27 protein-coding genes are annotated in these 24192 nt (G+C 58.5%); 17 read left to right on the top strand and 10 right to left on the bottom strand.

Annotated features, from left to right (window positions below; all coding sequences use genetic code 11):
* Positions 1-22: 22 nt before the first annotated feature.
* Positions 23-1411 carry an MBL fold metallo-hydrolase RNA specificity domain-containing protein gene (locus tag AC07XZ_RS19180; protein ID WP_102687056.1) on the top strand — a complete coding sequence of 463 codons (1389 nt, stop codon included), beginning with the start codon at positions 23-25 and terminating at the stop codon, positions 1409-1411.
* A 42-nt stretch (positions 1412-1453) separates the two neighbouring features.
* On the opposite strand, the gene AC07XZ_RS19175 is transcribed toward AC07XZ_RS19180, so the two are convergent.
* Both AC07XZ_RS19175 and arcD read right to left on the bottom strand, forming a co-directional pair.
* Entirely contained in the window at positions 1454-1996 is a 543-nt protein-coding gene (locus AC07XZ_RS19175; RefSeq protein WP_102687057.1) for an Hsp20/alpha crystallin family protein, read from the bottom strand.
* Positions 1997-2084: 88 nt separating this feature from the next.
* Positions 2085-3575 carry an arginine-ornithine antiporter gene (gene arcD, locus AC07XZ_RS19170; protein ID WP_102687058.1) on the bottom strand — a complete coding sequence of 497 codons (1491 nt, stop codon included), beginning with the start codon at positions 3573-3575 and terminating at the stop codon, positions 2085-2087.
* Between the two features lie 392 nt (positions 3576-3967).
* On the opposite strand from arcD, the gene AC07XZ_RS19165 reads away from it, so the two are divergent.
* The 3 genes from AC07XZ_RS19165 (at position 3968) to AC07XZ_RS19155 (ending at position 6433) form a co-directional block, all read left to right on the top strand.
* Positions 3968-4180, top strand: coding sequence for a hypothetical protein (locus tag AC07XZ_RS19165; protein ID WP_085746271.1), 213 nt, complete (start codon positions 3968-3970; stop codon positions 4178-4180).
* Positions 4177-5427 carry an MgtC/SapB family protein gene (locus tag AC07XZ_RS19160; protein ID WP_102687059.1) on the top strand — a complete coding sequence of 417 codons (1251 nt, stop codon included), beginning with the start codon at positions 4177-4179 and terminating at the stop codon, positions 5425-5427. The genes AC07XZ_RS19165 and AC07XZ_RS19160 overlap by 4 nt, the downstream gene beginning before the upstream one ends.
* 88 nt (positions 5428-5515) lie before the next feature.
* Positions 5516-6433, top strand: a complete 918-nt coding sequence (locus AC07XZ_RS19155) for a universal stress protein (RefSeq protein WP_102687060.1) — start codon at positions 5516-5518, stop codon at positions 6431-6433.
* Between the two features lie 49 nt (positions 6434-6482).
* Here the strand turns inward: AC07XZ_RS19155 and AC07XZ_RS19150 are convergent, their stop codons facing one another.
* Complete coding sequence (locus tag AC07XZ_RS19150) at positions 6483-7046, bottom strand: GNAT family N-acetyltransferase (protein WP_085746153.1); 564 nt, start codon at positions 7044-7046, stop codon at positions 6483-6485.
* Between the two features lie 204 nt (positions 7047-7250).
* On the opposite strand from AC07XZ_RS19150, the gene AC07XZ_RS19145 reads away from it, so the two are divergent.
* The 5 genes from AC07XZ_RS19145 to AC07XZ_RS19125 all read left to right on the top strand — a co-directional run bounded on the left by AC07XZ_RS19145 (position 7251) and on the right by AC07XZ_RS19125 (position 10856).
* A complete protein-coding gene (locus AC07XZ_RS19145) occupies positions 7251-8198 on the top strand; it encodes a universal stress protein (protein ID WP_102687061.1) in 948 nt (315 codons plus the stop codon).
* Complete coding sequence (locus AC07XZ_RS19140; RefSeq protein ID WP_102687062.1) at positions 8195-9079, top strand: universal stress protein; 885 nt, start codon at positions 8195-8197, stop codon at positions 9077-9079. The genes AC07XZ_RS19145 and AC07XZ_RS19140 overlap by 4 nt, the downstream gene beginning before the upstream one ends.
* Before the next feature lie 89 nt (positions 9080-9168).
* Complete coding sequence (locus tag AC07XZ_RS19135) at positions 9169-9471, top strand: ArsR/SmtB family transcription factor (RefSeq protein ID WP_007950555.1); 303 nt, start codon at positions 9169-9171, stop codon at positions 9469-9471.
* Positions 9472-9534: 63 nt separating this feature from the next.
* On the top strand, positions 9535-10530 hold the full coding sequence (locus AC07XZ_RS19130; protein WP_102687063.1) for a zinc-dependent alcohol dehydrogenase family protein: 996 nt from the start codon (positions 9535-9537) through the stop codon (positions 10528-10530).
* A complete protein-coding gene (locus tag AC07XZ_RS19125; protein WP_102687064.1) occupies positions 10527-10856 on the top strand; it encodes an antibiotic biosynthesis monooxygenase family protein in 330 nt (109 codons plus the stop codon). Before AC07XZ_RS19130 ends, AC07XZ_RS19125 begins: the two co-directional genes overlap by 4 nt.
* Positions 10857-10925: 69 nt before the next feature.
* On the opposite strand, the gene AC07XZ_RS19120 is transcribed toward AC07XZ_RS19125, so the two are convergent.
* Positions 10926-11282, bottom strand: a complete 357-nt coding sequence (locus tag AC07XZ_RS19120; RefSeq protein WP_102687103.1) for a hypothetical protein — start codon at positions 11280-11282, stop codon at positions 10926-10928.
* Positions 11283-11454: 172 nt separating this feature from the next.
* Here AC07XZ_RS19120 and AC07XZ_RS19115 point away from each other — a divergent pair, with 172 nt between their 5' ends.
* A complete protein-coding gene (locus AC07XZ_RS19115; RefSeq protein WP_102687065.1) occupies positions 11455-12996 on the top strand; it encodes a T6SS phospholipase effector Tle1-like catalytic domain-containing protein in 1542 nt (513 codons plus the stop codon).
* Entirely contained in the window at positions 12996-13652 is a 657-nt protein-coding gene (locus AC07XZ_RS19110; protein ID WP_102687066.1) for a DUF2931 family protein, read from the top strand. The genes AC07XZ_RS19115 and AC07XZ_RS19110 overlap by 1 nt, the downstream gene beginning before the upstream one ends.
* Before the next feature lie 95 nt (positions 13653-13747).
* On the opposite strand, the gene AC07XZ_RS19105 is transcribed toward AC07XZ_RS19110, so the two are convergent.
* The 3 genes from AC07XZ_RS19105 to AC07XZ_RS19095 all read right to left on the bottom strand — a co-directional run bounded on the left by AC07XZ_RS19105 (position 13748) and on the right by AC07XZ_RS19095 (position 16187).
* Positions 13748-14365, bottom strand: coding sequence for a LysE family translocator (locus AC07XZ_RS19105; RefSeq protein WP_085746164.1), 618 nt, complete (start codon positions 14363-14365; stop codon positions 13748-13750).
* 110 nt (positions 14366-14475) lie between these two features.
* Positions 14476-15579: a DNA alkylation repair protein gene (locus AC07XZ_RS19100; protein WP_102687067.1), complete on the bottom strand. Its 1104-nt coding sequence runs from the start codon at positions 15577-15579 to the stop codon at positions 14476-14478.
* Positions 15580-15581: 2 nt separating this feature from the next.
* Positions 15582-16187 (bottom strand): glutathione S-transferase, encoded by a 606-nt coding sequence (locus AC07XZ_RS19095; RefSeq protein ID WP_085746166.1) that lies wholly within the window; start codon positions 16185-16187, stop codon positions 15582-15584.
* Between the two features lie 409 nt (positions 16188-16596).
* Between AC07XZ_RS19095 and AC07XZ_RS19090 the strand changes: the two genes are divergently transcribed.
* From AC07XZ_RS19090 to AC07XZ_RS19080, 3 genes are all read left to right on the top strand, one after another.
* Complete coding sequence (locus AC07XZ_RS19090; protein WP_039767046.1) at positions 16597-17001, top strand: TraR/DksA family transcriptional regulator; 405 nt, start codon at positions 16597-16599, stop codon at positions 16999-17001.
* A gap of 228 nt (positions 17002-17229) precedes the next feature.
* A complete protein-coding gene (locus tag AC07XZ_RS19085) occupies positions 17230-18834 on the top strand; it encodes a methyl-accepting chemotaxis protein (RefSeq protein WP_102687068.1) in 1605 nt (534 codons plus the stop codon).
* 113 nt (positions 18835-18947) lie between these two features.
* Complete coding sequence (locus AC07XZ_RS19080) at positions 18948-19151, top strand: hypothetical protein (protein ID WP_039767042.1); 204 nt, start codon at positions 18948-18950, stop codon at positions 19149-19151.
* 6 nt (positions 19152-19157) lie between these two features.
* Here the strand turns inward: AC07XZ_RS19080 and AC07XZ_RS19075 are convergent, their stop codons facing one another.
* Both AC07XZ_RS19075 and AC07XZ_RS19070 read right to left on the bottom strand, forming a co-directional pair.
* Positions 19158-19394 carry a DUF2789 family protein gene (locus AC07XZ_RS19075; protein ID WP_039767041.1) on the bottom strand — a complete coding sequence of 79 codons (237 nt, stop codon included), beginning with the start codon at positions 19392-19394 and terminating at the stop codon, positions 19158-19160.
* A gap of 39 nt (positions 19395-19433) precedes the next feature.
* A complete protein-coding gene (locus AC07XZ_RS19070) occupies positions 19434-19697 on the bottom strand; it encodes a hypothetical protein (RefSeq protein WP_102687069.1) in 264 nt (87 codons plus the stop codon).
* 408 nt (positions 19698-20105) lie between these two features.
* On the opposite strand from AC07XZ_RS19070, the gene AC07XZ_RS19065 reads away from it, so the two are divergent.
* From AC07XZ_RS19065 to AC07XZ_RS19055, 3 genes are all read left to right on the top strand, one after another.
* Entirely contained in the window at positions 20106-20576 is a 471-nt protein-coding gene (locus AC07XZ_RS19065; RefSeq protein ID WP_007950541.1) for a hypothetical protein, read from the top strand.
* Positions 20573-20770 carry a hypothetical protein gene (locus tag AC07XZ_RS19060; protein WP_102687070.1) on the top strand — a complete coding sequence of 66 codons (198 nt, stop codon included), beginning with the start codon at positions 20573-20575 and terminating at the stop codon, positions 20768-20770. Before AC07XZ_RS19065 ends, AC07XZ_RS19060 begins: the two co-directional genes overlap by 4 nt.
* Before the next feature lie 128 nt (positions 20771-20898).
* Complete coding sequence (locus tag AC07XZ_RS19055; RefSeq protein WP_102687071.1) at positions 20899-21915, top strand: ABC transporter substrate-binding protein; 1017 nt, start codon at positions 20899-20901, stop codon at positions 21913-21915.
* 114 nt (positions 21916-22029) lie between these two features.
* Here AC07XZ_RS19055 and AC07XZ_RS19050 read toward each other — a convergent pair whose 3' ends face one another.
* On the bottom strand, positions 22030-24162 hold the full coding sequence (locus AC07XZ_RS19050; RefSeq protein WP_102687072.1) for a TonB-dependent receptor: 2133 nt from the start codon (positions 24160-24162) through the stop codon (positions 22030-22032).
* Between the last annotated feature and the right edge of the window lie 30 nt (positions 24163-24192).

The following is a 24192-nucleotide window of genomic DNA, read 5'->3' as shown; positions in this document are numbered from 1 at the left end:
CCGAGCGTTCAAGGAAACGGCCATGCGAATCACATTTCTGGGTGCTGCGGGCACGGTGACGGGCAGCAAATATTTGCTGGAACATCATGATCAACATGTACTGATCGATTGCGGCCTGTTCCAGGGCTACAAGCAACTGCGATTGCACAACCGCGACCCGTTCCCGCTCCCTCTCGGCGGTCTTGACGCGATTGTACTGACCCATGCCCATCTTGATCACAGCGGCTATCTGCCGGTACTGGTACGCAATGGTTATCGCGGCCCGGTCTACGCCACGCCAGCGACCTGTGAACTGGTAAAGATCCTGTTGCTGGACAGTGGCCGATTGCAGGAAGAAGAGGCTGAGTTCGCCAATCGGCATGGCTTCTCGAAGCATAACCCGGCGCAGCCGCTTTACACCGAGCAAGATGCGGCACAAGCATTGAAACTGTTACGGCCGGTGGAGTTGCGTCACAAGGTTCAAATCATCCCCGGCATGATTATCGAACTACACTGCGCCGGGCATATCCTGGGCGCAGCGACGGTCACGGTGGTTGCCGACGGACGGTCCCTGATGTTTTCAGGGGATCTTGGCCGACCGGATGATCCCTTGATGCTCGCCCCGGAAATCGTCGAGCAAGCGGACTTTCTGCTGGTGGAGTCAACGTACGGCGACCGCAAGCATCCAGCCGAATCGCCGCATCAACAGTTGGCCGAGGTCATCAACCGTACTGCGTTGCGCCGAGGCATCACGCTGGTGCCATCGTTCGCAGTCGGACGTGCCCAATTGCTGATGTATCACCTGTATCAATTGAAACGCACAAAAGCGATTCCCGATCTTCCTGTCTACCTGAACAGTCCCATGGCTACTGACGTCACGGGCCTGTATCAGCGATTTCGCAGCGAGCACAAATTGTCTGCGCAGGCCTGCGACGGGATGTGCCATGTCGCGCAGTTTGTCCGGACGGTCCAGGACTCGAGAGAGCTTGATCAACTGCGCACCCCGGCGGTGATCATCGCTGCCAGCGGCATGGCGACGGGAGGGCGGGTCGTCCATCATCTCAAGGCGCTGGCTCCCAACCCGCTCAACACATTGTTGATGCCGGGCTTTCAGGCCGGTGGCACCCGTGGGGCGCAGATTGTCGCGGGCGCTCCCAGCGTACGCATCCATGGCAGGGACGTACCCATCAACGCTGAGGTGGTACCCATGCAAACCCTGTCGGCGCATGCCGACGCCGACGAAATCATGCAGTGGTTGCGTGGATTCAAGCGGCCGCCGAAACACACCTTCGTGGTGCACGGCGAGCCAAACGCATCCGACACGCTGCGCCGCCGCATCAGCCTGGAACTGGGATGGTCGGTGTCGGTGCCGGAGTATCGTGACAGCGTGGATTTAGGCGAAACCGATGCCCCAGAGCATTCGCGACTCTGATGAAAAAGCCCCCGCCGTTATCGGGCGGAGGCTGTCAGGCGGTCAGTCGGCCTTGATCGGCACGACCTTGTCCGCCTTCATGGCTTCGGGCTTTTTCGGCAGGGAAATGTTCAGCACACCTTTGCTGAAGCTGGCTTCGATCTTCTCGGCATCAACACCCTTGGGCAGATTGAATACTCGCTCGAAGGAGCCGTAGTGACGCTCGCTGAGGTGATAGCCCTTCCTTTTTTCCTCCTTGTCCTCTTTCTTCTCCCCCTTGATGATCAGGTTGCCGTTGGACAGCTTGAGCTCGATGTTCTTTTGATCCATGCCGGGCAACTCGGCCGTGATCTCGAAACTCTTGTCCTTTTCGGTGATGTCCACGGCAGGCAGGCCGTGGCTGCTCAGTTCGCGCCGCCAGAAGGGTTCGACATCGAACAGTCCACGGCTGAACGGCGACAGCGCCGAACCGCGATTGAAATCTTCGAACAGGCGATCAACCTGTTGCCGGAGTTTTTCCAGAGGGCGCCACGGGTCTGATGGCAGGGGCAGCTGGCTCGATTTGTCCTCGGTATGGATCGGCATTTTTTTCACGGAATTGCTCATTTTGACGACTCCTCTCAGATGAAGGGCAGGCTGCAAATGTCCTGTACGCGAGTCCACCCTGGAAAAAAATACGGCGCGGGCACTGGCCTCAAAGCGTCAGTGCCCCGGTCCACAGCATCCAGCCGGCGAAGGCCGCCGCCGTCCAGATGATGATCAGCAGTCCCGTTTCGGGGCCGTTGAGCGGTTGTCCCTGGCGCGATTTCATGCTGGCCAGGTAAATCAATGAGCCTGGGGCATAGAGCAAAGCGCTGAGCAGCATGTATTTCGGCCCGGCGGCGTACAGCAGCCACACGCAGTACAGGGTGGCGATCAGGGCAATGGCCACGTCGCGTATTTGCAGGCCCAGATGTCCCTCGTAGGTCTGCCCTTGCCAGGCCAGCTTCAGCGCATAAAGACCGCTGAACAGGTACGGCAGCAGAATCATCGATGTGGCCAGGGAAATCAGTGCCAGGTAGCTGGCGCTTGAATACAAAGTCAGCAACAGAAACAGTTGAATGCAGCCATTGGTGATCCACAGGGCGTGACTCGGCACGCCACGGCTGTTTTCCTCGGCCAGTGCGCCCGGCATGACGTTTTCCCTGGCTGGCGTGAATACCGATTCCGCCGCCAGCAGTGTCCAGGCGAGCAGTGCTCCGCCCACCGAGATGATCAAGCCGATGCTGATCAGAACGGCTCCCCAAGGTCCTGTCGCAGCTTCAAGCACACCGGCCATGGATGGATTTTTCAGGGCTGCCAGATCCGGTTGCCTGAGAATGCCCAGCGACAACAGAGACACAGCAATCAGCAGCAACAGGGTGATGACAAAACCAATAACCGTGGCGCGTCCGACATTGGTCCTTTCTGCCGCCCGGGCGGAAAACACGTTGGCGCCTTCGATGCCGATGAATACCCAGACCGTCACCAGCATTGTGCTTTTGACCTGGTCAAGGGTGCTGCCCAGCGCCGGCGAACCCCAGAAGTCGACGCTGAAGGTTTGACGTTGAAATGCCGCGATCACCAGGCCGATAAACAACAACAACGGCACGATTTTGGCCACGGTAGTCAGCGCGTTGGCGCGTGCTGCCGTGCGCATCCCGCTGAGGATCATCCAGTGCAGCGACCACAACACCACAGACGCCCCGACAATCGCCGCCGTGTTGTTGCCTTCGCCGAACAGTGGAAAGAAGTAACTTAACGCGGCAAACAGAATCACCAGGTAGCTGACGTTGCCGATCCATGCGCTGATCCAGTAGCCCCAGGCCGAATTGAACCCGAGGTATTCGCCGCCCAATGCCCGGGCGTAGGCAAATACGCCGTTATCCAGCGCCGGTTGACGGTTGGACAGTGTCTGGTAAACCAATGCCAGCGAGAGCATGCCGACACCGGTGATCAACCAGCCAATCAGAATCGCCCCGGCGCCCGCACTGGCCGCCATGTTCTGCGGCAGGCTGAAAATGCCGCTGCCGATCATCGAGCCGACCACCAGCGCAATCAGCAGGCTCAGGGACAGCCGTTTGCTCTCGACTTTTTGCAAACGGCCCGTCATCGGTTGACCGGTGGGAGGAACAGTTGAATGCGTGCCTTGCAAGTGCGTAGCCATGGGAGCCTCCGGGAAACGAGGTGGTATGCACTCACCGAATGCGTTGGCGTGAATGTTGACTCTAATTTCTGCGGGAACACTCAGACGCCGTTTGATCTAGATCAGAAAGAACAAACACCGTGTTTTTGCCTGGGCGCCGCCACGATGTGAGCGCTGACACAGGGATTACCCTGACCGTTTGCGGCGTGGATTGTTGATCATTATCAAGTGTCGGACACGTAGCCCGGCGCAGTCTGGTTCAGCGCCCACCCCGGTACATGACTGCAATGTTCAGCCTGACGCTGAGGCGCAATAGCATCGGCGACAGCCTATTCATGGCGAGCTCACGACACTGCTTCGAAGGACGTAACGGTGACTGCATGACGGATTGCTTTCGGCGATTGGAGGTGATGATGAACATTGAAATCAGTGGACCGAGCGACGATCAATGGATCGTGCGAATGGATGCATTCGTGGTCAGGTTTGACAGCAAGGTCGCTGCGCAATCTTTTGTCGATCAGCTCAAGGCACGGATCGATGCGCCTCATGTGTGGCCAACGATTGTCGATACAGCGCCGGTTGCACGACCCAGGGTCACGCGCGCCGGTGACCCCGTCGCGCTATGAACGACGCACTGGGTCTGGCGGGGGCCGCCGCAGCGCTGGGTATCGGCATGCTGGTCGGTCTGGAGCGCGAGCGGCATAAAGGGCGCGGCGACAGCCGTGCCTGTGCCGGGTTGCGCACGTTCGCGATCACGGCGCTGCTGGGTTACGTCGCGATGCAAGTGGGCGGCGCACTGCTGTTGGGTATTGTGGGCGGCTGTCTGGCGCTGCTGATCAGCGTGGCTTACTGGCGCAGCCTGAGCACTGATCCGGGGCTGACCAGCGAAGTGGCCTTGCTCACGGTGCTGGTACTGGGCGCGCTATGCGGCACAGCGCCGGAACTGGCAATCGCCATTGGCGTGGTCATGGCGGGGCTGCTGGCTTACCGGCAGAAACTCCATCACTTCGCCCGCAGCCAGTTGAGCGAAGCGGAGATGCGCGATGGGTTGGTGCTGCTGATCGCAGCATTGGTGGTGTTGCCGCTGACGCCTGACCGGTTCATCGGTCCCTACTCGGCACTCAACCTGCGCACCCTTTGTACATTGACCGTGTTGCTGATGGCCGTCGGCGCCATCGGGCATATCGCCGTGCGCACGCTGGGTGTGCGCTACGGCTACGCGGTCAGTGCCATCGCGTCCGGTTTCGCCTCCAGCACCATGACGATTGCGGCGATGGGGCATATCGCCCGCAAAGACCCGGAGCACCTCAAGGTACTGAGTGCGGCGGCCCTGCTGTCGAACCTGGCCACGGCGGCGCAGGTCGCGCTGATCGTCGGCGCGGTCGACACCGCGCTGTTGCCGCACCTGTGGGGGCCGTTGCTGGCCGGATTTGGCGTAACGCTGCTGTTCAGCCTGGGCCTGCTGTTCCCCAGGCCTGCGGTCGCTGCGAACCAACCGATCAAGGTCGGCGGGGCGTTCAATCTCAAGCTCGCGCTGGCGGTCACGTTGACCATGGCCGGCGTGACGTTTTTGTCTTCGTTGATGCTCGATCACTTTGGCGAGGCGGGCGTGATGCTGACTGCCGTGCTAAGCGGATTCGCCGATGCCCATTCTTCCACGGCTTCAATCGCCACCCTCGCCAAGGGTGGCCTGTTGGCTTACAGCGCCATTGCGCCACCCGTGTTGCTGGCGGTCAGCAGTAACGCGTTGAGCAAGTGCCTGGTGGCCTGGATCAGTGGCGGACGACGCTTCGCCGCGTATGTCATACCCGGTCAGATTCTGCTGACCGCCGCGATGTGGGCCGGTCTGCTGGTGGATCGAGAGACGATTTGACTGGACACTGACAAAAATCAAAGTGGTGGTCGGTAAAAGGGGCAGCCTGAGACTCATTCCCTGCCATCGCTCAATGCCGAGGTGCACCATGTCACAGGAACCCCGCCTGCTGCTGATCGCTCCGCCCGCCATGAACCACACGCCGGCATTCGATCGTGCCTTGGCATTGGCGCAGGCGCTGCAAAGACCGCTGCATATCGTGGCATTCGATTATTTACAGGCGCTGGCAGTGGCCGGGCTGTTTGCCCCGGAACAGGTGGCCGTGGCCCGTGAAGCCTACCTGGAGAAGCATCGCCACTGGCTTGAAGAACAGGCGACCCGGATGCGTGGACACGGGATCGTTGTCACGAGCGAAGTAGTCTGGGTCCAGGACCCTTACGCGGAGATTCTGCAATTCATCAATGAGATACCGTTGGTGGTGATCATCAAGGATGCTCATGAAGAGTCGGCCTTGAAACGGGTGTTCTTTACTCCGCTGGACTGGCAACTGCTGCGCGATTGCCCGATCCCGGTACACCTCGTGACCAACGCCTTGAACCCTCGCCCCCGTCATGTTCTGGCGATCATCGACGTGCTGCGCAGCGAAGATCAGGATCTGGTGTTCAACGACCAGATTATCGATGCCGCATCGAAGCTGGCCGAGGTGTGCAATGCCCGGCTGCAGTTGTTGCACGTTTACGATTGGACCGCCGCCTATGCGCAAGACTTCGGGGTCGGCGCGTTGCCACTGGCCACCGGTATCTACGAGGCACTGGGCACGGCGCAGCATGAGGCGTTTGCCGCGATGGCCGAGCGTCATGGCGTGTCGAAGGAGTGTCGTCATTTCATCGAAGGTGCGCCGGTGCCGGCCATTTGCCGATTCGTCGAAGAGCAAAACGTCGACATGATCGTGGCGGGTACGGTGCAGCACCTGGGTCTGACCAAACTGCTGGGCACCACCGCCGAACAACTCTTGCACCGGGCACCGTGCAGTGTGTTGGCGATCAAGCCGGGCAGGGGACTCTAGCGTCGGAGCACCGGCGATCGCCCGTACGGACGTTCGCCGGCGGCAGAGGCTACAAGTACAGGCTGTGAATGACCTGGCGGGGATCGTCAGGGTCATTGTGCCGTTCAAACCCCAGCGTCCGGGCCAGGTCACGCATCGGGGCATTACTGGCAGCATCGACCGAATACATCCGATGCATTCCATTCTTGCGTGCCGCCGAGATCAGGTGCTCCATCAACAGGGTCCCCAGTCCCAGGTGCGTCCATTCATCGGCGACGGTAACGGCGCATTCGCACTCGTGTTCACCCGTGGCGGCATAGCGGCTTACGCCGATCTCGATCAATTGGCCGTTGTCGTGCACCAGCGCGACGTAGGCCAGGCGCAGGCGATTATCGGTGTCCATCAATTGATCCAGCATCGTGCCCGACGGTTCGTTGATCTGCGCCAGAAAGCGCATGTGTCGCGACTCCGGAGACAAGCGTTTGATGAACGCATATTCGCGTTCCCGATCCTTTTCCGAAAGGGGCCGGATCAGCACATGGCGACCGTCCCTGAGTGCTTCGATCCAGTGTTGCCCGGCGATCGAGGCATAGGCATTGGCGGCTCGTTCGTTGTGGTCTTTGACGGTGAGCATGAGGAGACCCTCCTTGCGGTTTTAAAGACGGGTGCGGGACACAGCGCCCTGCAGTCGCTTTCTTTCTACGCCGCTCAATGGGCAGGAATCTGATCTGGGTCAGAGACCGGCGATGTTGAATGGTCCGAAGTTGATGTAAATCAACTGCGCGCCAGTCGCGCAGGCTCAGTCTCAAAGCCTGCGGTTGTCTTGCGGAGGTGTGTGATGGGGCAATATCAACGTTTGCTGCTGGTCGCCGACCAGACCCTGCATCAGACGCCCGCCATGCTGCGCGCGGTGGCGCTGGCCAAGGCGAGCGGGGCGGCGCTGGACGTTCGGGTCTTCGCTGAACCGGCACCCGTGGTTCGCCTGTGGGAGGACAAAATCGATGAGGTCGGCTATCAGCGCTATCTGCGCCACCACCGTCGCTGGGTAGCCGATCAGCTTGAGCTACTCTCGGAACAGGGACTGAAGGTGACGGTGAACGTGGTGTTCACCACCCACGCGCTGCTGGATATCCTGCGGGCTGTCGCAGACCTCAAACCTGATTTGCTGATCAAGGATGTGATGCTCGAACCCCTCCTGAAGCGGGTTTTCATAACGCCGCTGGATTGCCATTTGCTGCGCGAATGTCCGGTGCCCGTGCATCTGGTCAACGAGGTCCGTTACAGCCTGCCGCATCGGATCGTGGCGGCCGTGGATCCGTTCGATCCCGAGACCCAGATCAGCGGTCTGAATGACACCATCATTCAGACTGCCAACGCGCTGGCCACGCAATGTGACGCGCCCATGCACCTGCTCTACGCCTATGACCTGTCACCGGCCTTCAATGGCGACGCGCCGCTGGTCGGTGCCGGATGGGGAGTGGATTTTGTCGAGGAGCTGCGGCAGTCCCTGCACCAGGCTTTCATCAACCTCGCCGATCGCTACGGGATCCCGCCCGAGCGACGCCATTTTGTGATGGGGTTGCCGGTGCCAGTCATCAGCGAGTTTGTCGAGCAATACCTGGCGGATGTGGTCGTGATGGGCACGGTGCACCGCGCAGGTATTGACCGGTTGATGGGTAGCAATACCGAGCGGGCGCTGTATTCGGTACCCGGCAGCATCCTGGCGGTAGGGCCGGTCGTTCGAACCGAAGTGCAAGGTCCTGGATCTGACGAGAGGTCTCTATGAGCCAGTATCAACGGTTGTTGCTGATCATCAATCCGCTCCTGCGCGAGTCCGCTGCGATCAACCATGCCGCGGCGCTGGCCAAGGCCAGTGGCGCGCGCTTGCACATATTGGCGCTGATTCCCTCGCTCGACGGTTTGTCGCTGCTGGAAACAGGCAACCGGTCACAGGCACGCGAAGCATTTCTTGAGGAACACCGGCAGACGCTGGAAGCCCGGGCGGTCAATCTGCGCGGCAGGCGGATCGAGGTGACCACCGAAGTGGACTGGGCCGCTGATGTGGAGCAGCGCATCCTTGAGCACGTCAAAGCGTATGGGCCCGATCTGCTGATCAAGGAAATCGAGCAGGTGTCGGCCCTCAGGCGCGCGTTTTACACGCCGCTGGACTGGCAACTGCTGCGCGATTGTCCGGTACCTGTGTATCTGGTGGGCGGAAGCGGCTATGTATTGCCTCGTAAAGTGCTGGCGGCGGTCGAGGTATCGGATATCGAGTCCGCCGACAACTCGTTGAACGAGCAGATCATCCGGCAGGCCAGTGCCCTGGCCATTCAGTGCGACGCCGAGTTGCACTTGCTCTATGCCTGCGATATTTCCGCCGCGTACCTGGCGGACATGGGAGGATCGCCCTTGGCCGAGCTGACTCGGTCACTGCGCGAGGACCTGCAAAAATCGTTTCTTCGACTGGCCGGGCAGTTCGGTGTGGCCTCCAGTCAGCGCCACTTCGTTGAAGGCCGGCCAGTCACTGTGCTGAGCGAGTTCGCCGACGAGCAGCATGTCGATGTCATCGTGATGGGAAGAGTTCGCAACCGGGGCTTGAGCAAATGGTTGGGCAGTACCACCGAGCACATTCTTTACCAGGTACCTTGCTGCGTTCTGGCGGTTTGACGAGCGTTGCCGGGCTCTCGGCAGGCGAGATGCTTTCCGTTGGTCAATCAGCGTATTGACATATCGAACAATCTCGATATTCTCGCCGCATGGACCTGATCGAAGTATTCAAAGCACTCTCAAACCCGGTACGGCTTGAAATCCTGAAAGGCTTGAAAGACCCCGTAAAGAACTTCCCTCCGCAGGACGAGGGCGACGTTCACACGGTGGGCGTGTGTGTGAGCAGTATTCAAGAGGGCATCGGACTCTCGCAGTCAACGGTGTCCGGTTATCTTGCAACGCTGCAGCGTGTGGGCCTGGTTGAAGTCAGGCGCATCGGTCAGTGGACCTACTACAAGCGCAATGAAGCCAACATCAGCGCCTTGGCCGAGGTCATAGGGAAAGAGCTGTAAAAAAATTTACCGCATGATATCGAGATATCTCGATATCCCTTATTATCGATACGAGGATTCAACATGAAAGCGATGCTGCTTGAATCATTTGGCAACCCGGAATCGTTCACACTTTGCGACGTACCCAAACCCGTGCCGGAAGCGGGGCAAGTGCTGGTCCGGGTACACGCCACCTCGATCAATCCATTGGATTATCAAGTCCGACGCGGCGACTATCAGGATCTGGTGCAACTGCCGGCCATCACCGGACATGACGTCTCCGGAGTAGTCGAGGCGGTTGGCCCCGGCGTGACGGCTTTCGCGCCGGGCGATGAAGTCTGGTACACGCCGCAAATCTTCGACGGCCCCGGCAGCTATGCCGAATACCACGTGGCATCCGCCAGCATCATCGGCAAAAAGCCTTCATCGCTGAGCCATCTCGAAGCGGCCAGCCTGAGCCTGGTGGGCGGGACGGCATGGGAAGCCTTGATCGTGAGGGCGGTGCTGAGAGTGGGGGAGAGCATCTTGATACACGGCGGCGCAGGCGGCGTCGGACACGTCGCCATCCAGCTCGCCAAAGCGATGGGCGCCAAGGTGTTCACGACCGCGCGTGCAGCAAACGCCGAGTTCGTCCGCCGCATGGGCGCCGATGTGATCATCGACTACGAAAAAGAAGACTACGTCGAAGCCATCCTGCGAGAAACCAATGGCCTCGGAGTGGACGTGGTATTCGACACCATCGGCGGCGACACCCTGTCGCGCAGCCCCGACGCCCTCGCACAACTTGGCCGCGTGGTCTCGATCGTCGACATCGCCCGGCCACAAAACCTCGTCCAAGCCTGGGGCAAGAACGCGAGCTATCACTTCGTGTTCACCCGCCAGAACCGCGGCAAGCTCGATGAATTGAGTGCCCTGGTGGAGCGCGGTCAACTGCGACCACATGTTGGCGCGGTGTATTCGCTTGCGGAGATTGCGCTGGCCCATGCTCGGTTGGAAAGTCCCAACAACGGTCTTCAAGGGAAAATCGCGATTGCGGTTGAGCCGTCGCTTCGGGCGGGTTCTGCGGGGGATGCGTCATGATTTATGAGATCGCTTTGTTGCCCGTTTATAAAGAACGTGTTGATGAGTTCAGAGGTGCATTTGCCGAGGTTGCGCCTTTGCTCCGCCGCGCGAATGGGTATGGCGGGCACATGCTTGCGCAGGGGATTGAAACGCCGGAGCGGTTCAATTTGATCGTGCGGTGGGAGTCGCTTGAGGCTCATACGGAGTTTGAGGCGGGGGAGGATCACAGGGTCTTTATGCTAGGGCTTGAGAGGTATTTTTCGGAGGAGCCGCAGGTTTATCACATTGAGGGGGCAGCTTTTAGTGCTGGTGAAGGTGATGGGGCGCTTTGGCCCGAAAACTGAAACAGGAGCCCTTCAGAAAAAGGGAGCAGATTCACTACCTGAATCTGCTCCCTTTTTTGTTCGTTAAGCTCAACCGTTGGCGTTTGCTCTCTTTTCCGCCGTCACGATGCAAGCCTTGTAGAAATTGGAATGGAAATCGCTGATCGCTTTCTGTTGCAAACTCTCGCTTGAGTATTGAGGAATCTCGTACGCCTCGCGAATCAACGACTTGAACACCTCACCCACATACTCGTTCTGCTTACCTGCCGCTTCGGCCAGTTCCATCACCGAAGCCATGGGCACGCCTTGCTGCCTGGTTTTCATGACCTGTTTGGCCGAGTTTTCTATTCGTTGGCATTCTTCGAGCTCTTCCTGCGGCACAGGAGAGGCAAGGGCGGAAAAACTGATGGCGAAGGTTACTGCTGCTGCCAGACATTGTTTGTGCACGAGGTGTCGTCCCTGGTTTTGAGGCTGAACCATATCATTCGTGGCTCGGCGCCACCATTGCAGGCAAGGAGAAAGAGGGCCAGGTGCTGGCATGCGGCCACGCCTTGCGCCCCCCGATTTCCGCTGTCACCCTTCGGCCCGTTCTTCAAGGATCAGAAGAAGGAATCAAGGATTGAGTGGCTACATCCCCAACCCGCCTAAAAACTATCGCAACAAAGGAACCGACCCCGTCGATATTCATGCCCAGCGTTGGGCTGAGTATGAGAAACACGGGAAGGAACCGGCATCTGCACGTGAAAAAATTGGCATAGCCCTGCGGATCGGAGTGTTCTTCGATGGTACGGGGAATAATGCCAATAATGCTGCGGCCGGGCTTCTGTGTGGTGCTCATCATCCGATTGCGGCTCAAGATATTGATGCCAGTTGTAAGCCGTTCATGAAAGATCCGGACAGCAGCTACGGTAACGACACCAGCAATGTGCAGAAACTGAGTGACTTGTATTACGCACCTCAGAAAGCCGAAGGAGACGGCTCGCAGAAGCAAGCCTTTCGCATGGTGTATGTCGAGGGGATCGGTACTCGCTCAGGCATGGAGGACAGCACGCTTGGGGCCGGCACTGGTCGAGGTGAGACGGGGGTTGCAGGTCGTGTTCAGCTTTCGTTTTCAGAGATCAAACTGCGTATTGAAGGGGTACTGGCTAGCCATCCTGAGAGCGAAATTACTTCTCTGACATTCGATACGTTCGGTTTCAGCCGTGGAGCTGCTGCCGCTCGGCATTTTGCCAATGAAATTGCACGCGGAAAGCAGGGCCCTCTTGGGGATGTGATGCGCAGTAGTGCGAGAGGATTTAGTTCTACTTTCAATGATCAATACAAAAGCAGCATCAACATGGGCTTCATTGGTCTGTTCGACACCGTACCCTCGATTGCCGGATGGTCAAATCTGGGCAATATCAAAAGCCCTGTTGCCACTGGCATCAGGTTGTACCTGGATCGTCGCTATTTCTCTGATGTCGTCCAGCTGACTGCCCGCGATGAATGCCGGGCGAATTTCGCTTTGAGTCGCGTCAAGCCCGATCATTTGGAAATCGTTTTACCGGGAGTTCATTCCGACCTTGGTGGTGGTTACCTCGAAGAAGCACAAGAGAATGTACTCGTCAGCCCCATGCAAAGCTTGGACGTGTCGCAGAATACTGATGTTGTGACAACCTCGATTTATCGTGATGCAGAGATAGTGAAGGATCAGTTGCTTGCCAAAGGTTGGCCTGCGGAAATGCTGGAGATTGTCACGCCAGCTGCGTTGCCCTTGCCTAATGCGTTACAAGATCGGCTCAGTCCGCGCCTAAAACGGGTGTACGCCGCCGTCCAACTAAAACGTCCGGTGAGTGGCATGCTCTCCCGGGTGTACCTGCGCTTGATGCACCAGTTGGCGAAAGAGAAGGGCGTTCGCTTTAAAGACATTCCGGATACACCGGAATTGGCTGTTCCTTCAGAGCTTCAAGCGTTGTGTGATCGGTTCTTGGCGGGTGACTACAGCGTTACTCCGCAAGAAGAAAAGCTGTTGAAACTGAAGTACATTCACACGTCCGCAAACTGGAACCACCCCCTTGGCCGCAGAGATGGCAGCGGAATGAGCGCGGTCTATATCAATGCTCCTACCGCAGACTCAATTCGCGTACAACATCCTCACGTACCTGACTGGACGCTCTGGTAATGAAATTACTCGTCACTCTGTTTTGCGCGTTGTTCATGGCTGGCTGCCAGTCTGCTGACCCGCTATCAGGCAAAAACGACCCCAAATCCGAATGGTGGGAATTGGCATTCATCGAACCTGATTACATGCAGGTTTGGGTGGAGGACAGTTCTGTGCAGGACGTTACCGGCAAGGTCTACTTCAAGGCCAATGGTGGCTCCGCAGCCGGTGGCGAGCCAGAGGACGGCACCGAGTCGGCTCGCGGCTGGTCAATAGTGGACGGCAGCGGGAAACGAGTAGTGGGTGCCGATCTTCCCGTTCGGATATATGTTCGATGGCAGTCAATCGTTGAAAAGAAAACCTGGCAAGCCTGGGTGGATATTCCAGAACATGCCAGGCAATTGATGTTGGAATCCACCAGCAAACGTTGCCCGCAAACACCTGAACGAGAGGCGCGGTTTATGGCGTCGGTTTACTTGGGGCTGGCGCCCGGCGGGGTGGTGCAGGCTTGGGTTAAAGACTCGTGTCATAAGGCGATCAAGGTCGCTCGGGCGAAAGCAGAGATTGAGCCGTTAGGGCCTAGTCAGGGTAAGAACCAAGGACGTTACGCCTATCCGGTCAGTGAAAAATCCAAGCGTTATATCGACAAATTCGGCATTCCGTATGGCAGTTGGTAATTCTTGGGAAACGGGGGCGAGTCGGAAAAGATAGGGCGGCTCTTTTGATAAATAGATGCGTCCCATTTTTAAATCTGCCCGCATTCCTCCCTGACTTATTGAACAAGCTGCCGGATCCCCAGAGACAAAATCAAACCACCGCATAATTGATCAATAGCTTTTTTCCTCCTTCGATACGCTGACGCGATGTCAGGTTGCGAAAGAGCGATTGCGACCATTCCATACCAAGTCATTGAAACCACCACTACGACTGCCAGCATCGACAAAAACGTGCTTGTTGACACGTGGGCGGGGGCTGCCGCTGAGAAAATAGCGGCGTAGAAGGCCATGGATTTTGGGTTGCCGATGTTCGTGATGACTCCTTGAATGAATGACTGCCGAAAGTTTCCGACGGCAGCATCATTATTGGGGGCAAGCGCGGTCTTTCCGGCATTTAGCAACAGTCGGAGTCCAAACCACATCAGATAGGCGGCCCCCAGAACTTTTACGATCAGCGCCGCCCAAGGAAACGCAGCAAATACAACGCCGATACCTGCTATTGCACAGGTGGCCCAGAGTAAGTTGACCAATACAATGCCTGCCACCAAGGCCAAGGCTTCTGGCCGCGACGCAGCGACCGCTTTGTGGACTACCGCAACGAAATTGGGTCCTGGAATAACGACACCGGCCAGGTAAACCAAAAAAACTGTCAAAACAGCGGGACCATCGATCATGTGCGTTCCTTTGCGAGCTCAGTAGTTGGAGAGGTCATCATTCGGTTCAAGATCCAACGTACCTGCTACTTTCGGTTGTCATCCGATGAGCAGACCATTTTTGACGCTTATTAAGTGATGATGTCAACGGCAGTACTCCCCAACCGCTCCCCATTAACTACCACATGCACCGTATGTACCCCCGCATAGTGCTTGCGCGTAGTGAAATCCTTGATCACCTGTCGCCGCGCCACAACCTCACTCCCATACCCCGCCAGCTCCAACGTCTTCAACTTGAAAACCTTCGCCGAAGTCCCGCCATTCGCCTTCACATAGTCAATCGCATAATCAATCACCAACCGCTGTTCAACTGGCACCAACGATCGAACGGTAAACGACAAAGTAATCGTCTCCCCAAGCCGCACAACCGCCGGTTCCACCTTCACATCCAGCAACTCAACCTCAGCCTTCGCCCCCGCACCGATAACCGTGAGCGCCCGAGAATTCCCCTGCTTGATCAAACTCCGCAACGCATGTTTGGCAATCCACGCCGTGTGCTTGTTCTCCAGCGACCACCCCTCAATCGTGTCCAGCACCCACTCCGGATGCTCTTTGGTCACGTCATTCAAATGATTCGCCACGGACTTGCGCACGTACAAACTTTCATCGGCTTTCAACCGGTCAAGAATTCCGGCGGCCAAGTGTGGATCAGCCTGCACCGGTTCCAGCCGAAACGACCACGGCAGGCGAGGGCGGCTGCCTTCGCTGGCGAGTCTTCGGACGTGGTGGTTTTCGTCTTGGGTCCAGTCGTGCATCAGTTCCAGCGAGCGTTCCAGGTCGCTGCGCAGGAAGTGGCGGATGGCGAATTCAGAGGAACCGAAGGTGGTGAAGTATTTCAGGGCCTCCATGGAAGCGTCGAACGCGTGCGCGCCGTAGCACGCGACGTAGTGCGGCAGGCACATGCTGACGAAGCCGCTGTTCAGTCGCGGGGCAAGTTCGCGCAGGACAGCGAGGGAATCTGCGTAATCCAGCGGTAGCACGTGATGCAGGCTTTCGCTGACGCGGGCCATGCGCTGCATGACGGAGAGGTCGGCGAGGCCGTCGTTGGCGTGCTTGAGAAACGCCTTGGCCTTGAACGCCGGGTACACGGCGCTCATTTCTGTGGCGATGTGTTGCAGGCGTTCGGCGTTGAAGATTTCTTTGAGGGCCGGGGCGGCGGTTTCGGTGGCGCTCATGGTCAGGTCATCGGGGTGTCGATGAACGCCTGGGTGCTTTCGGCGTACGCGGTGTATTGGGCGATGCGCGGGAAGTGATCGGCGTCGATCTGGTCGGGGACGACGAGGCCGGTGAAGCTCCAGGCGACGGCGAGAGTGATGCCGTCCTGCTGGAGAGGGCCGTCGGTGGGCAGTGGGTGTTTTTCGAGTTCATGTTCAAGGGCGGTGAAGGCGGCGGCGAGTTGGCCTTCGACGCGTTTGACCCACGGCTGGTATTGAATGTCGGCCGGGCGCAGGTTGCGTTCGTAGTAGAGCTGCACGGCTTTTTCGCAGGCGGCGAGGCCGAGACCGATCAGGCGCAAGGCTTTGGCGCGTTGCGGCAGGTCGGCGGGCAGCAGGGTTTTGCCGGACAGGGCTTCGAGATAGTCGAGGATCAGGGTCGAGTCGATCAGCACTTCGCCGTCATCAAGGATCAGGGTCGGCGCCTTGACCACCGGGTTGATCTGCTGGAAACGTTCGAAGTGGCGGAACACCGAGACCGGGTCGTGTTCCATTTCGACCCCCAGGCATTTGGCAGAGATCGCCACGCGGCGCACGTAAGGGGAGTCCAGCATGCCGATCAGTTTCATGACGCGTTCCTTCAAGTCGAACCGGGGAGGGCATAACGTAGCCGAGGTTGGGGGGATTTGTCAGTCTTTGCGAGGGGAGGGTTTTGCGTTCAGTGACCGTAACGAATTGCGACAAAGCGCCGCTCGTCCGACGTTTGTCTTCTATATACAGCCGCTCGACTGAATTTCTTGCTATAAACGCACTCCGATGAGCGCTGTGAAGCCTGTGTCAGAGCAGTTTCCGGGCCTTGTCGGACAAATTCCCGGTATTTACAGTTGCTGAGGCCTCAAACGGGCCTTAGACTGCCGCCCCTTCGTAAATTGAGTGCCGGGTGGCGTTTGCAATAAACGATGCCTTTCCGATGACCGCAGGCGGTTCGCCGGAACGCTCCCTAATTCGCCTTAATGCACGTTTTTTATAGAGATATCAATGACAAAGGACAAGTTGCTGGCCATGCCGGCAGATGACTACATGAATGCCGAGCAACACGCTTTCTTTCAAGAGCTGTTGCAGAACATGAAAGTCGAAACCCATGAGCGCATTGAGCAGAACCGTATTGCCATCGAAAGCCTGGACACCCCGGCTGACCCGGCGGACGCCGCATCGGTGGAAGAAGAGCGCACCTGGCTGGTAAACGCGATCGATCGCGACCAGCGCATGCTGCCGCAACTCGAGCAGGCCCTTGAACGTATCAAGGAAGACAGCTTCGGCTGGTGCGACGACAGCGGCGAGCCGATCGGCCTGAAACGCCTGCTGATCAGCCCGACCACCAAGTACTGCATCGAAGCTCAAGAGCGTCACGAGCAGATCGACAAGCACCAGCGTCAGGCCTGATTCCTGAGGCGACCCCTTCAATGCGGGTCGTCGCGAAAAGATCGCAGCCTTTTGCAGCTCCTAAGGGAACTGCAAAAGGCTGCGATCTTTGCTTTTTCTCGTCTGCCGGAAAGTCCCCGCACCATTCCATTGACCTGCCACAGACCCACGACTAACGGACCATGGATAATGGCGTTGTAGTGGCGTTTAATGCAGTCACAACAATGAGAACAAGCGTGGGGTAACAAAATGACGAGAGATGGATCTCTGGTTGCGGCTCTGCCTGCACCAGTTGTTTTGCCGAAGAATCGCTGGCTGACGCCGACCCTGCAAAGCATCGCTCTGATGCTGTTGCTGGCCGGAATGAGCCTGGGCGAATGGCCGTTGTACGTCGGCATGCCGCTGGCGGTGCTGATCGTCTGGCTGCCGCGCCTGCGTTCCCGGGCGGTCCCCGATGCGCAACCGATCGATAGCAATAACGCGATGTCCGAGCTGACTCGCGACCTTTCCTACACCACCAGTCATAACGCGCTGTCAGCCGCAGGCGTGGCGTTTTCCGTCAAGGAGCTGGCCGGCAAGCTGCAATCGCAACTCGACGCCGCCGCGCAGATCGTCAACAACGCCGAAGTCATGATCGCCACTGAGCAGGCCACTTCGCAGCTCAGCCGTGAAGCCTTGGGCGCTGCCAGCGAAGCCCATCACAGCAGCGCAGCAGGGCGCACCGAGCTGGTGGATTCCATTTCGCGCATGCATCAGCTCAGCCAGCGTGCCAATGCCAGCCGCGAACTGATCGAAGCCTTGAGCCAGCGCAGTGATGACATCCAGCGCGTGACACTGGTGATTCAGTCGATTGCCAGTCAGACCAATCTCCTGGCATTGAACGCCGCCATCGAAGCGGCCCGGGCCGGCGAGCACGGTCGCGGTTTTGCGGTAGTAGCGGATGAGGTGCGCGGTCTGGCGGCCCGTACTGCAACGGCCACTGGCGAAGTGGGCGAGATGGTCGCCGACATCCAGCAACGCACGGCGCAGGTGGTGGAGCAGATCCGCCAGCTCTCCGACGATTTGCACACCGGCGTCGAGCAGGTCGAACACACCGGCCAGCACCTGGAAAACATCGCGCGACTGGCTGCCGGCGTAGAAACCCAAGTCGGCGAAATCGCCCGAGGCGCGGAAACCAATCGTGAACAGCTCGACAGCCTGTTCACCGCCATCGAGCAGATGCGCAGCGATCTGGCGATCAGCGACCAACAGACCCGGCACCTGGCCGAGGCCGCCGTGCAAATGGAAGGGCAGGCGGAAACCATCAGCGAACGTCTGGCCGAAGTCGGGCTGGATGACTATCACCAACGCATCTACGACCTCGCCCGCGAAGGGGCCAGCCAGATTGCCGCGCGGTTCGAGGCCGATGTCGAGCAGGGACGCATTAGTCTTGAAGACCTGTTCGACCGCCAATATCAACCGATTCCCGACACCCAGCCCGCCAAGTTCCAGACTCGTTTCGATCGCTACACCGATCAGGTGCTGCCGGCCATTCAGGAACCGTTGCTGCCGCGCCACGAAGGCCTGGTGTTCGCCATCGCCTGTACGCAGCAGGGTTACGTGCCGACCCACAATCAGGCATTCAGCCAGCCGCTGACCGGGGATGCACAGGTCGATACCGTGAACAACCGCACCAAACGCAAATTCGCCGACCGCACCGGCATCCGCTGCGGCAGCCATCAGCAACCGGTGTTGTTGCAGACCTACACCCGCGATACCGGCGAGCTGATGCACGACCTGTCGGTGCCGATCATGGTCAAGGGCCGTCACTGGGGCGGGTTGCGTCTGGGCTACAAACCGGAAAAGCCGCGCTGAGCCATTGTTGCCGGAACTGCAATTAAGCTGTGCAGCGACGTTGCTGTTTCCTCTTGATCCAAATCATTAACATGCCCACATAGTTAGGTTGCTAATGAAGTTGGGAGGTCAACATGCAATGCAGAGTCGATGTCGCGGTGATGATCGGCAGCGGTGTACCCGCCGGTCTGCGCGCGATGGGGCAAAGTGTCTGCTGGGTGGTGCTGCTCAATGGCGAACGCCGGGGCACTGCGTTTGCAAGTCGTAACGAGGCGGAAGAGTGCAGGGCCGCATGGCTTGCGCAATTGAGCGCTGAAACCGGTGACAGCCTGCACTGATCAAGATTACTTGCCCCGGTGCAGGCGCACATTCAGCTCATCGACCATGATGGCTTCCTCGCCATCGGCCCGCAGCCACTCCTTGAGCATTTGCGCCTGTTGTGGGCTCCAGAAGTCGGCGTCGATCAGCTTGGTATCGGCATCCAGCGGATGGGCTTCGATGAAGTCGTCGATCGCCGTTTCCTCCGAAGGCAGCCCTAATTGATCGAACAGGGTGGTCAGGTTGTAGGCAGGCAGTTCCATGGTGTACTCCTTGAAGGATGGCGGGGTCGGTCACTCTCTTTATCTGAGGTGCTCGCTGGCCAGGAGTTCGATTCGCGATTCCAGTGAACGGGCAAGGGCGCAGGCGGCGTTGTGATTCTCGCGGAAACCTCTGACAAGCCCCGTCGACTTTTCCCTGATATGGAAAAAGCCGTTGCCCGCCGGGATTACCTGGAACAACGGTTCCCGTCCGCAAGGCTCCATTGCAGGAACAGTCTCGAAGGCTGAAGTGTTCAAGGCAAAGGCAGGTTCGTGAGTCACGGCAAAATGCGTCATAGTGCACATATGAAGTCCTTTTCATGGATTGACCCGCATTTACTGGCCACTGCGGGTAGTCGCGAATAGCATCGCTGCTCTAGAATCGCCAACACCTGTTGACGGCATGGCGTTATCTAAAGCAATTTTTTGCGTGCGATATGTCGGAAAAGTGCTTTTCTTGGTGAGTTTTTTCCCTAAAGTTCGTAGTCAGTTTTCTCTGGCCGGCCGTGAGGCGTTTTCCTTCAACATTTGGAGAATGTCTTTGCAGGTTTCGCGGGTGGCATTCCAGTAGTCTTGTGGACCTCGCGTTGGATGAGCACTTCGCTCGCTCAGGCGTATATTCGAGTCATTGTGCAACACCTTCGGCCTGGCCGACTTTTACTGCCGTGCGCGCTTTTCGCGTACGGCACTCTTTTCAAGTGTGGGGATGTTTCTTTGGCAGTCAGTAACCTCGATATGCATGCTTTGTTCGTGCTGGGTGATTTGCGGGCAAAGCTGGTCAAGCAGTTTCAATCGCGTTTTGTTTACATCACCGAGCAAAACGCCGAAGGCATTTACGTTGCCGAGATCGACACCGAAAGCGCATTGGTGGTCGATGACAAACCTGGCCTCAAGCTCAAGGTCGGTGATCATTTCAGCGCGTCGGTGCTGCCGAGCCGTGAAGGCGGCAAGATGGACATCCGCTTTCGCGAAATCAAAATGACGGTGTACGGTCTGGGCGACTATGCGTTCGTCACCACGGCCGACGGCCATGCCATCGTGTTCAAGGAAGGCCACAGCGCGGTTACCGTGTTCGCCGCCAATGAACAACTGCAGGAAGGCCTGACCAAGACCCTGAAAGCCGTCACCGCCAAGGCCGCCAAGTGGCGCAAGGGCGAACTGGTGACGTTCAAGGCCAGCGAGTGAGCCGCGCCGATTTCCATTTGCAGAACCTCGACAGCGCCCGTGAAGAAGCACGTCGATTGTTCACTGCGAAGGCCGAGTTGAAGGGCGCTTGGTTAGGTTGGGTCGCCTCGCAGATCTACGCCTTGCAGCCTGCGGAATACGCCAGCATGGTCAGACGCGAGCTGAAGAACCTGCAGGAAATTTCTGAAAAGTAGCCTTGTCCGTGTCATGCCCCTGAAAAAGCAGGAACCTCGTCTACAGTCAGTTGACTGAGTATTCAGAGGCTTGCGGTCTTCTGTCAGGCCATCCTGCTATTGCTGTGAACAGCACGAGGTGCAAAAGCATGAACGGATTTCGACGGTTGCTGGCCGCTGGCCTGACCTCCTTCGGCTTGATGACGGCGGTGCCTGCGGTGAGCGCGGCACAGGCGCCGATCCACTTTGCCGACCTGAACTGGGAAAGCGGCAGCCTGATCACCGACGTCCTGCGGATCATCGTCGAGAAGGGTTACGGCCTGCCGACCGACACTTTGCCGGGCACCACCATCACTCTTGAGACCGCACTGGCCAACAACGACATTCAGGTCATCGGCGAAGAGTGGGCCGGGCGCAGTCCGGTGTGGGTCAAGGCCGAGGCCGAAGGCAAGGTCGTCAGCCTGGGCGACACGGTCAAAGGCGCCACCGAAGGCTGGTGGGTGCCGGAGTACGTGATCAAGGGCGATCCGGCCAAAGGCATCAAGCCATTGGCGCCGGAGCTGCGCAGTGTCAGCGATCTGAAGAAGTACAAGGATGTGTTCAAGGACCCGGAATCCCCGAGCAAGGGACGGTTCCTCAACAGCCCGATCGGCTGGACATCGGAGGTGGTCAACAAGCAGAAGCTCACGGCTTATGGCTTGCAGGATGATTTCGTCAATTTCCGCAGCGGCTCCGGTGCGGCACTGGATGCGGAAATCAGCTCATCGATCCGTCGGGGCAAACCGGTGCTGTTCTATTACTGGTCGCCGACCCCTCTGCTCGGTAAGTTCAAGCTGATTCAGCTGGAAGAGCCGCCTTTTGATGCCGAGGCCTGGAAGACCCTGACCGACGCCGATAATCCCAATCCGAAACCGACCCGTTCACTGGCCTCTAAGCTGTCGATCGGGGTGTCCACGCCGTTCCAGAAGCAGTATCCGCAGATTGCCGAGTTTTTCAGCAAGGTCGATTTTCCGATTGATGACCTGAACAAGGCGCTGGCCGAAATGAGCGAGAAACACACGGCGCCCCGGGATGCGGCGGTGGCGTTCATGAAGGCGCATCCGGATGTGTGGCAGGCTTGGTTACCGAAGGATGTGGCAGATAAGGTTTCAGCTGATTTGAAATAGAGGCCGTAACGATGGGCCTTATCGCGGGCAAGCCCGCTCCCACAGGTTTTTCGGTGTGCTCTGAGCTTTGAAAACACATCGATTCCTGTGGGGGCGGGCTTGCCCGCGAAGCTTTTAGAAGCGGGTTTGCACAGCCAGCTCAAAGGTGCGCGGTGAGCCGAGGTAATACGCCGGCGACACATGGGCGAACTCGGCATACACCTCATTCGTCAGGTTGCGCACCCGCCCGGTCACGGTGGTGTGCGAGTCCACCTTGTAGCTGAGAAAGCTGCCAAACAGCGTGTATGACGGCACGGTCATGGTGTTGGCCGTGTCGGCGAACACCGATGCCACGTACCGCGCATCGACTCCGCCTTGCCATTGCGGCGAGAAATCGTAGGTCAGCCACAGATTGCCGACCCGGTCCGGCACGTTGGTCGGTGTATTGCCCTTGCGCGAAACCACTACGCCGGCGGCGTTCTTCTCGTTGAACTCGTCGTATTGCGCATCGACCCAGGCGAAGTTGCCTTCGGCCAGCAGCTTGTTGGTGATCCGCAGCGAGCTGGCAATCTCGATGCCCTTCGAAGTCTGCTGGCCGACCGGAATGCTGCTGGTCGGGTCCAGTGGATCCGTCACCGCGAAGTCCTTGCGCTCGATGGTGTAGGCGGCCACTGTCGCCGAGCCGCGCCCGTTCAGGTAGTCGAACTTGCTGCCGATTTCCCATTGCTTGCCGGTCGAGACATCGAAGTCCTGGGTGCCATTGGGTTGCTCGGCGGCGGTGCTGTATTGCACGTACACATTGGCTGACGGAATGAACTGGTATGTCAGGCCGACGCGCCCGGTGACCGGTTCCCAGCTACGTTTGAGATGGCGCGGGTTACTCGCGGTCACCGTGCGATGGTTGGTCACGTCGAGGTCGATGTCGTCATAGCGCAGACCGGTGAGCAGCGAGAGCTTGTCGGTCAGTGCCAAGCGGTTTTCGGCAAACAGCGCTTTGGTCGTGACTTCGTTGGTCTTGTCGCTGACAAAACCCGGCATCGTTCCGGGGATGTCATAGAAATGCCCCGGTCGGTAGTTGTTCGGGTTCACCGTGCTGGCGCCTTTGACGTTCAGCGGCGAGTTGGTGGTCTGGTTGACCTTGTACTCGAATCCGCCGGACCAGGTGGTGTCGAGGCCGAACAGGCTGTTGTCGTGGCGCAGTTCGAACTGGTTGCCGTTCTGCTCGCCCTGGTGTCGCACCTGATACGCAGTGGAGCGGTTCACCGCGCTGTTGTCGGCGTTGTATTGATAGGTTTCCAGGTTGCGGTAATCGCGCTGGCTGTCGAGGTGATAGAGGGTGTTGCGCAGGGTGGTGCTGTCGTTGATCCGGTAGTCGATGATCGAGCGCACCCAGATTGTCCGCTGCTCGTAGCGCCCATCCTCGACGTTGTAGTTATTGAAGCGATTGTGCTTGTCGATCTTCAGTTCGCCGGCCTTGGGGTTGAGCACCGGCGTGCCCCAATACGGGCTGTCTTCGTGTTCATCCTGATATTCCAGGGCCAGGGTGTGCGACAGGTTCGGCGTCAGGTCGCTGAGCAACGAGAACGCCACGCTCCAGGCATCGCGCTCCTGGCGGTCGATGTAGCCGTTGCTGGTGTTGTGGCTGACGTCGAGACGCGCGTAATGCTGCACCTCGGCGCCGGGTTCGCTCAGCGCGTGGTTGAGGCCGAATGCGGTTTCGGTAGTGTCGTAGGTGCCGTAGCTGACCCGACCTTCGATGGCTTGCTCGTCGCGCGTGGCCAGTTTGGTCACGTAGTTCAGCGAGCCGCCGACCGAGCCTGCGCCGTTGATCAGCGACGAGGGGCCGCCGACCAATTCCACCCTATCATAAATCCATGAATCTACGGGGCGAGCCAGGCCGCCGGAAACGTTCACGCCATTGAACATCTGGGTGATCTGGCTGCTGGTGAAACCGCGATAGGAGACGAACCCGCCAAAGCCCGGCGGGGCACTGGCGTTCACACCCGGCAAGGTGTTGGCAGCGTCCTGGAAGTTTTGCGAGCCGTGACGTTCGATGTCATTGCGGTTGGCAATCGCCACCGACGCCGGGGTGTCGCGCACGCTGAGGCCCAGGTGCGAGGCCATGCCACTGGACTGGTCGAGGCTCAGGCCCGGTTCGGCGCCGGACTCGCTGTCAATGGTGATTGGCGCCAGATCCACGGTGGATTGCGCCCAGACGTTGACGGACAGGCAGCCGCACAGGCTCGCCAGCAAGGTAAGTTGTTTCATCGATTGAATCCTGAATGCTTGTCTAGGAGT

This window comes from Pseudomonas sp. GW458-11-26-14-LB4 (genome assembly GCF_059423925.1).
The sequence above is the reverse complement of the archived record's forward strand: the minus strand, read 5'-3'. Positions and strand labels throughout refer to the sequence as shown.

Coding starts and splice junctions, on each gene's coding strand:
- AC07XZ_RS19165 (WP_085746271.1), top strand. CDS start 3,968: ATGAACATTGAAATCAGTGGACCGAGCGACGATCAATGGATCGTGCGA.
- AC07XZ_RS19075 (WP_039767041.1), bottom strand. CDS start 19,394: ATGGAACTGCCTGCCTACAACCTGACCACCCTGTTCGATCAATTAGGG.
- arcD (WP_102687058.1), bottom strand. CDS start 3,575: ATGGCTACGCACTTGCAAGGCACGCATTCAACTGTTCCTCCCACCGGT.
- AC07XZ_RS19160 (WP_102687059.1), top strand. CDS start 4,177: ATGAACGACGCACTGGGTCTGGCGGGGGCCGCCGCAGCGCTGGGTATC.
- AC07XZ_RS19155 (WP_102687060.1), top strand. CDS start 5,516: ATGTCACAGGAACCCCGCCTGCTGCTGATCGCTCCGCCCGCCATGAAC.
- AC07XZ_RS19070 (WP_102687069.1), bottom strand. CDS start 19,697: ATGTGCACTATGACGCATTTTGCCGTGACTCACGAACCTGCCTTTGCC.
- AC07XZ_RS19110 (WP_102687066.1), top strand. CDS start 12,996: ATGAAATTACTCGTCACTCTGTTTTGCGCGTTGTTCATGGCTGGCTGC.
- AC07XZ_RS19175 (WP_102687057.1), bottom strand. CDS start 1,996: ATGAGCAATTCCGTGAAAAAAATGCCGATCCATACCGAGGACAAATCG.
- AC07XZ_RS19055 (WP_102687071.1), top strand. CDS start 20,899: ATGAACGGATTTCGACGGTTGCTGGCCGCTGGCCTGACCTCCTTCGGC.
- AC07XZ_RS19095 (WP_085746166.1), bottom strand. CDS start 16,187: ATGAAACTGATCGGCATGCTGGACTCCCCTTACGTGCGCCGCGTGGCG.
- AC07XZ_RS19105 (WP_085746164.1), bottom strand. CDS start 14,365: ATGATCGATGGTCCCGCTGTTTTGACAGTTTTTTTGGTTTACCTGGCC.
- AC07XZ_RS19140 (WP_102687062.1), top strand. CDS start 8,195: ATGAGCCAGTATCAACGGTTGTTGCTGATCATCAATCCGCTCCTGCGC.
- AC07XZ_RS19050 (WP_102687072.1), bottom strand. CDS start 24,162: ATGAAACAACTTACCTTGCTGGCGAGCCTGTGCGGCTGCCTGTCCGTC.
- AC07XZ_RS19090 (WP_039767046.1), top strand. CDS start 16,597: ATGACAAAGGACAAGTTGCTGGCCATGCCGGCAGATGACTACATGAAT.
- AC07XZ_RS19135 (WP_007950555.1), top strand. CDS start 9,169: ATGGACCTGATCGAAGTATTCAAAGCACTCTCAAACCCGGTACGGCTT.
- AC07XZ_RS19100 (WP_102687067.1), bottom strand. CDS start 15,579: ATGAGCGCCACCGAAACCGCCGCCCCGGCCCTCAAAGAAATCTTCAAC.
- AC07XZ_RS19180 (WP_102687056.1), top strand. CDS start 23: ATGCGAATCACATTTCTGGGTGCTGCGGGCACGGTGACGGGCAGCAAA.
- AC07XZ_RS19130 (WP_102687063.1), top strand. CDS start 9,535: ATGAAAGCGATGCTGCTTGAATCATTTGGCAACCCGGAATCGTTCACA.
- AC07XZ_RS19080 (WP_039767042.1), top strand. CDS start 18,948: ATGCAATGCAGAGTCGATGTCGCGGTGATGATCGGCAGCGGTGTACCC.
- AC07XZ_RS19085 (WP_102687068.1), top strand. CDS start 17,230: ATGACGAGAGATGGATCTCTGGTTGCGGCTCTGCCTGCACCAGTTGTT.
- AC07XZ_RS19150 (WP_085746153.1), bottom strand. CDS start 7,046: ATGCTCACCGTCAAAGACCACAACGAACGAGCCGCCAATGCCTATGCC.
- AC07XZ_RS19145 (WP_102687061.1), top strand. CDS start 7,251: ATGGGGCAATATCAACGTTTGCTGCTGGTCGCCGACCAGACCCTGCAT.
- AC07XZ_RS19125 (WP_102687064.1), top strand. CDS start 10,527: ATGATTTATGAGATCGCTTTGTTGCCCGTTTATAAAGAACGTGTTGAT.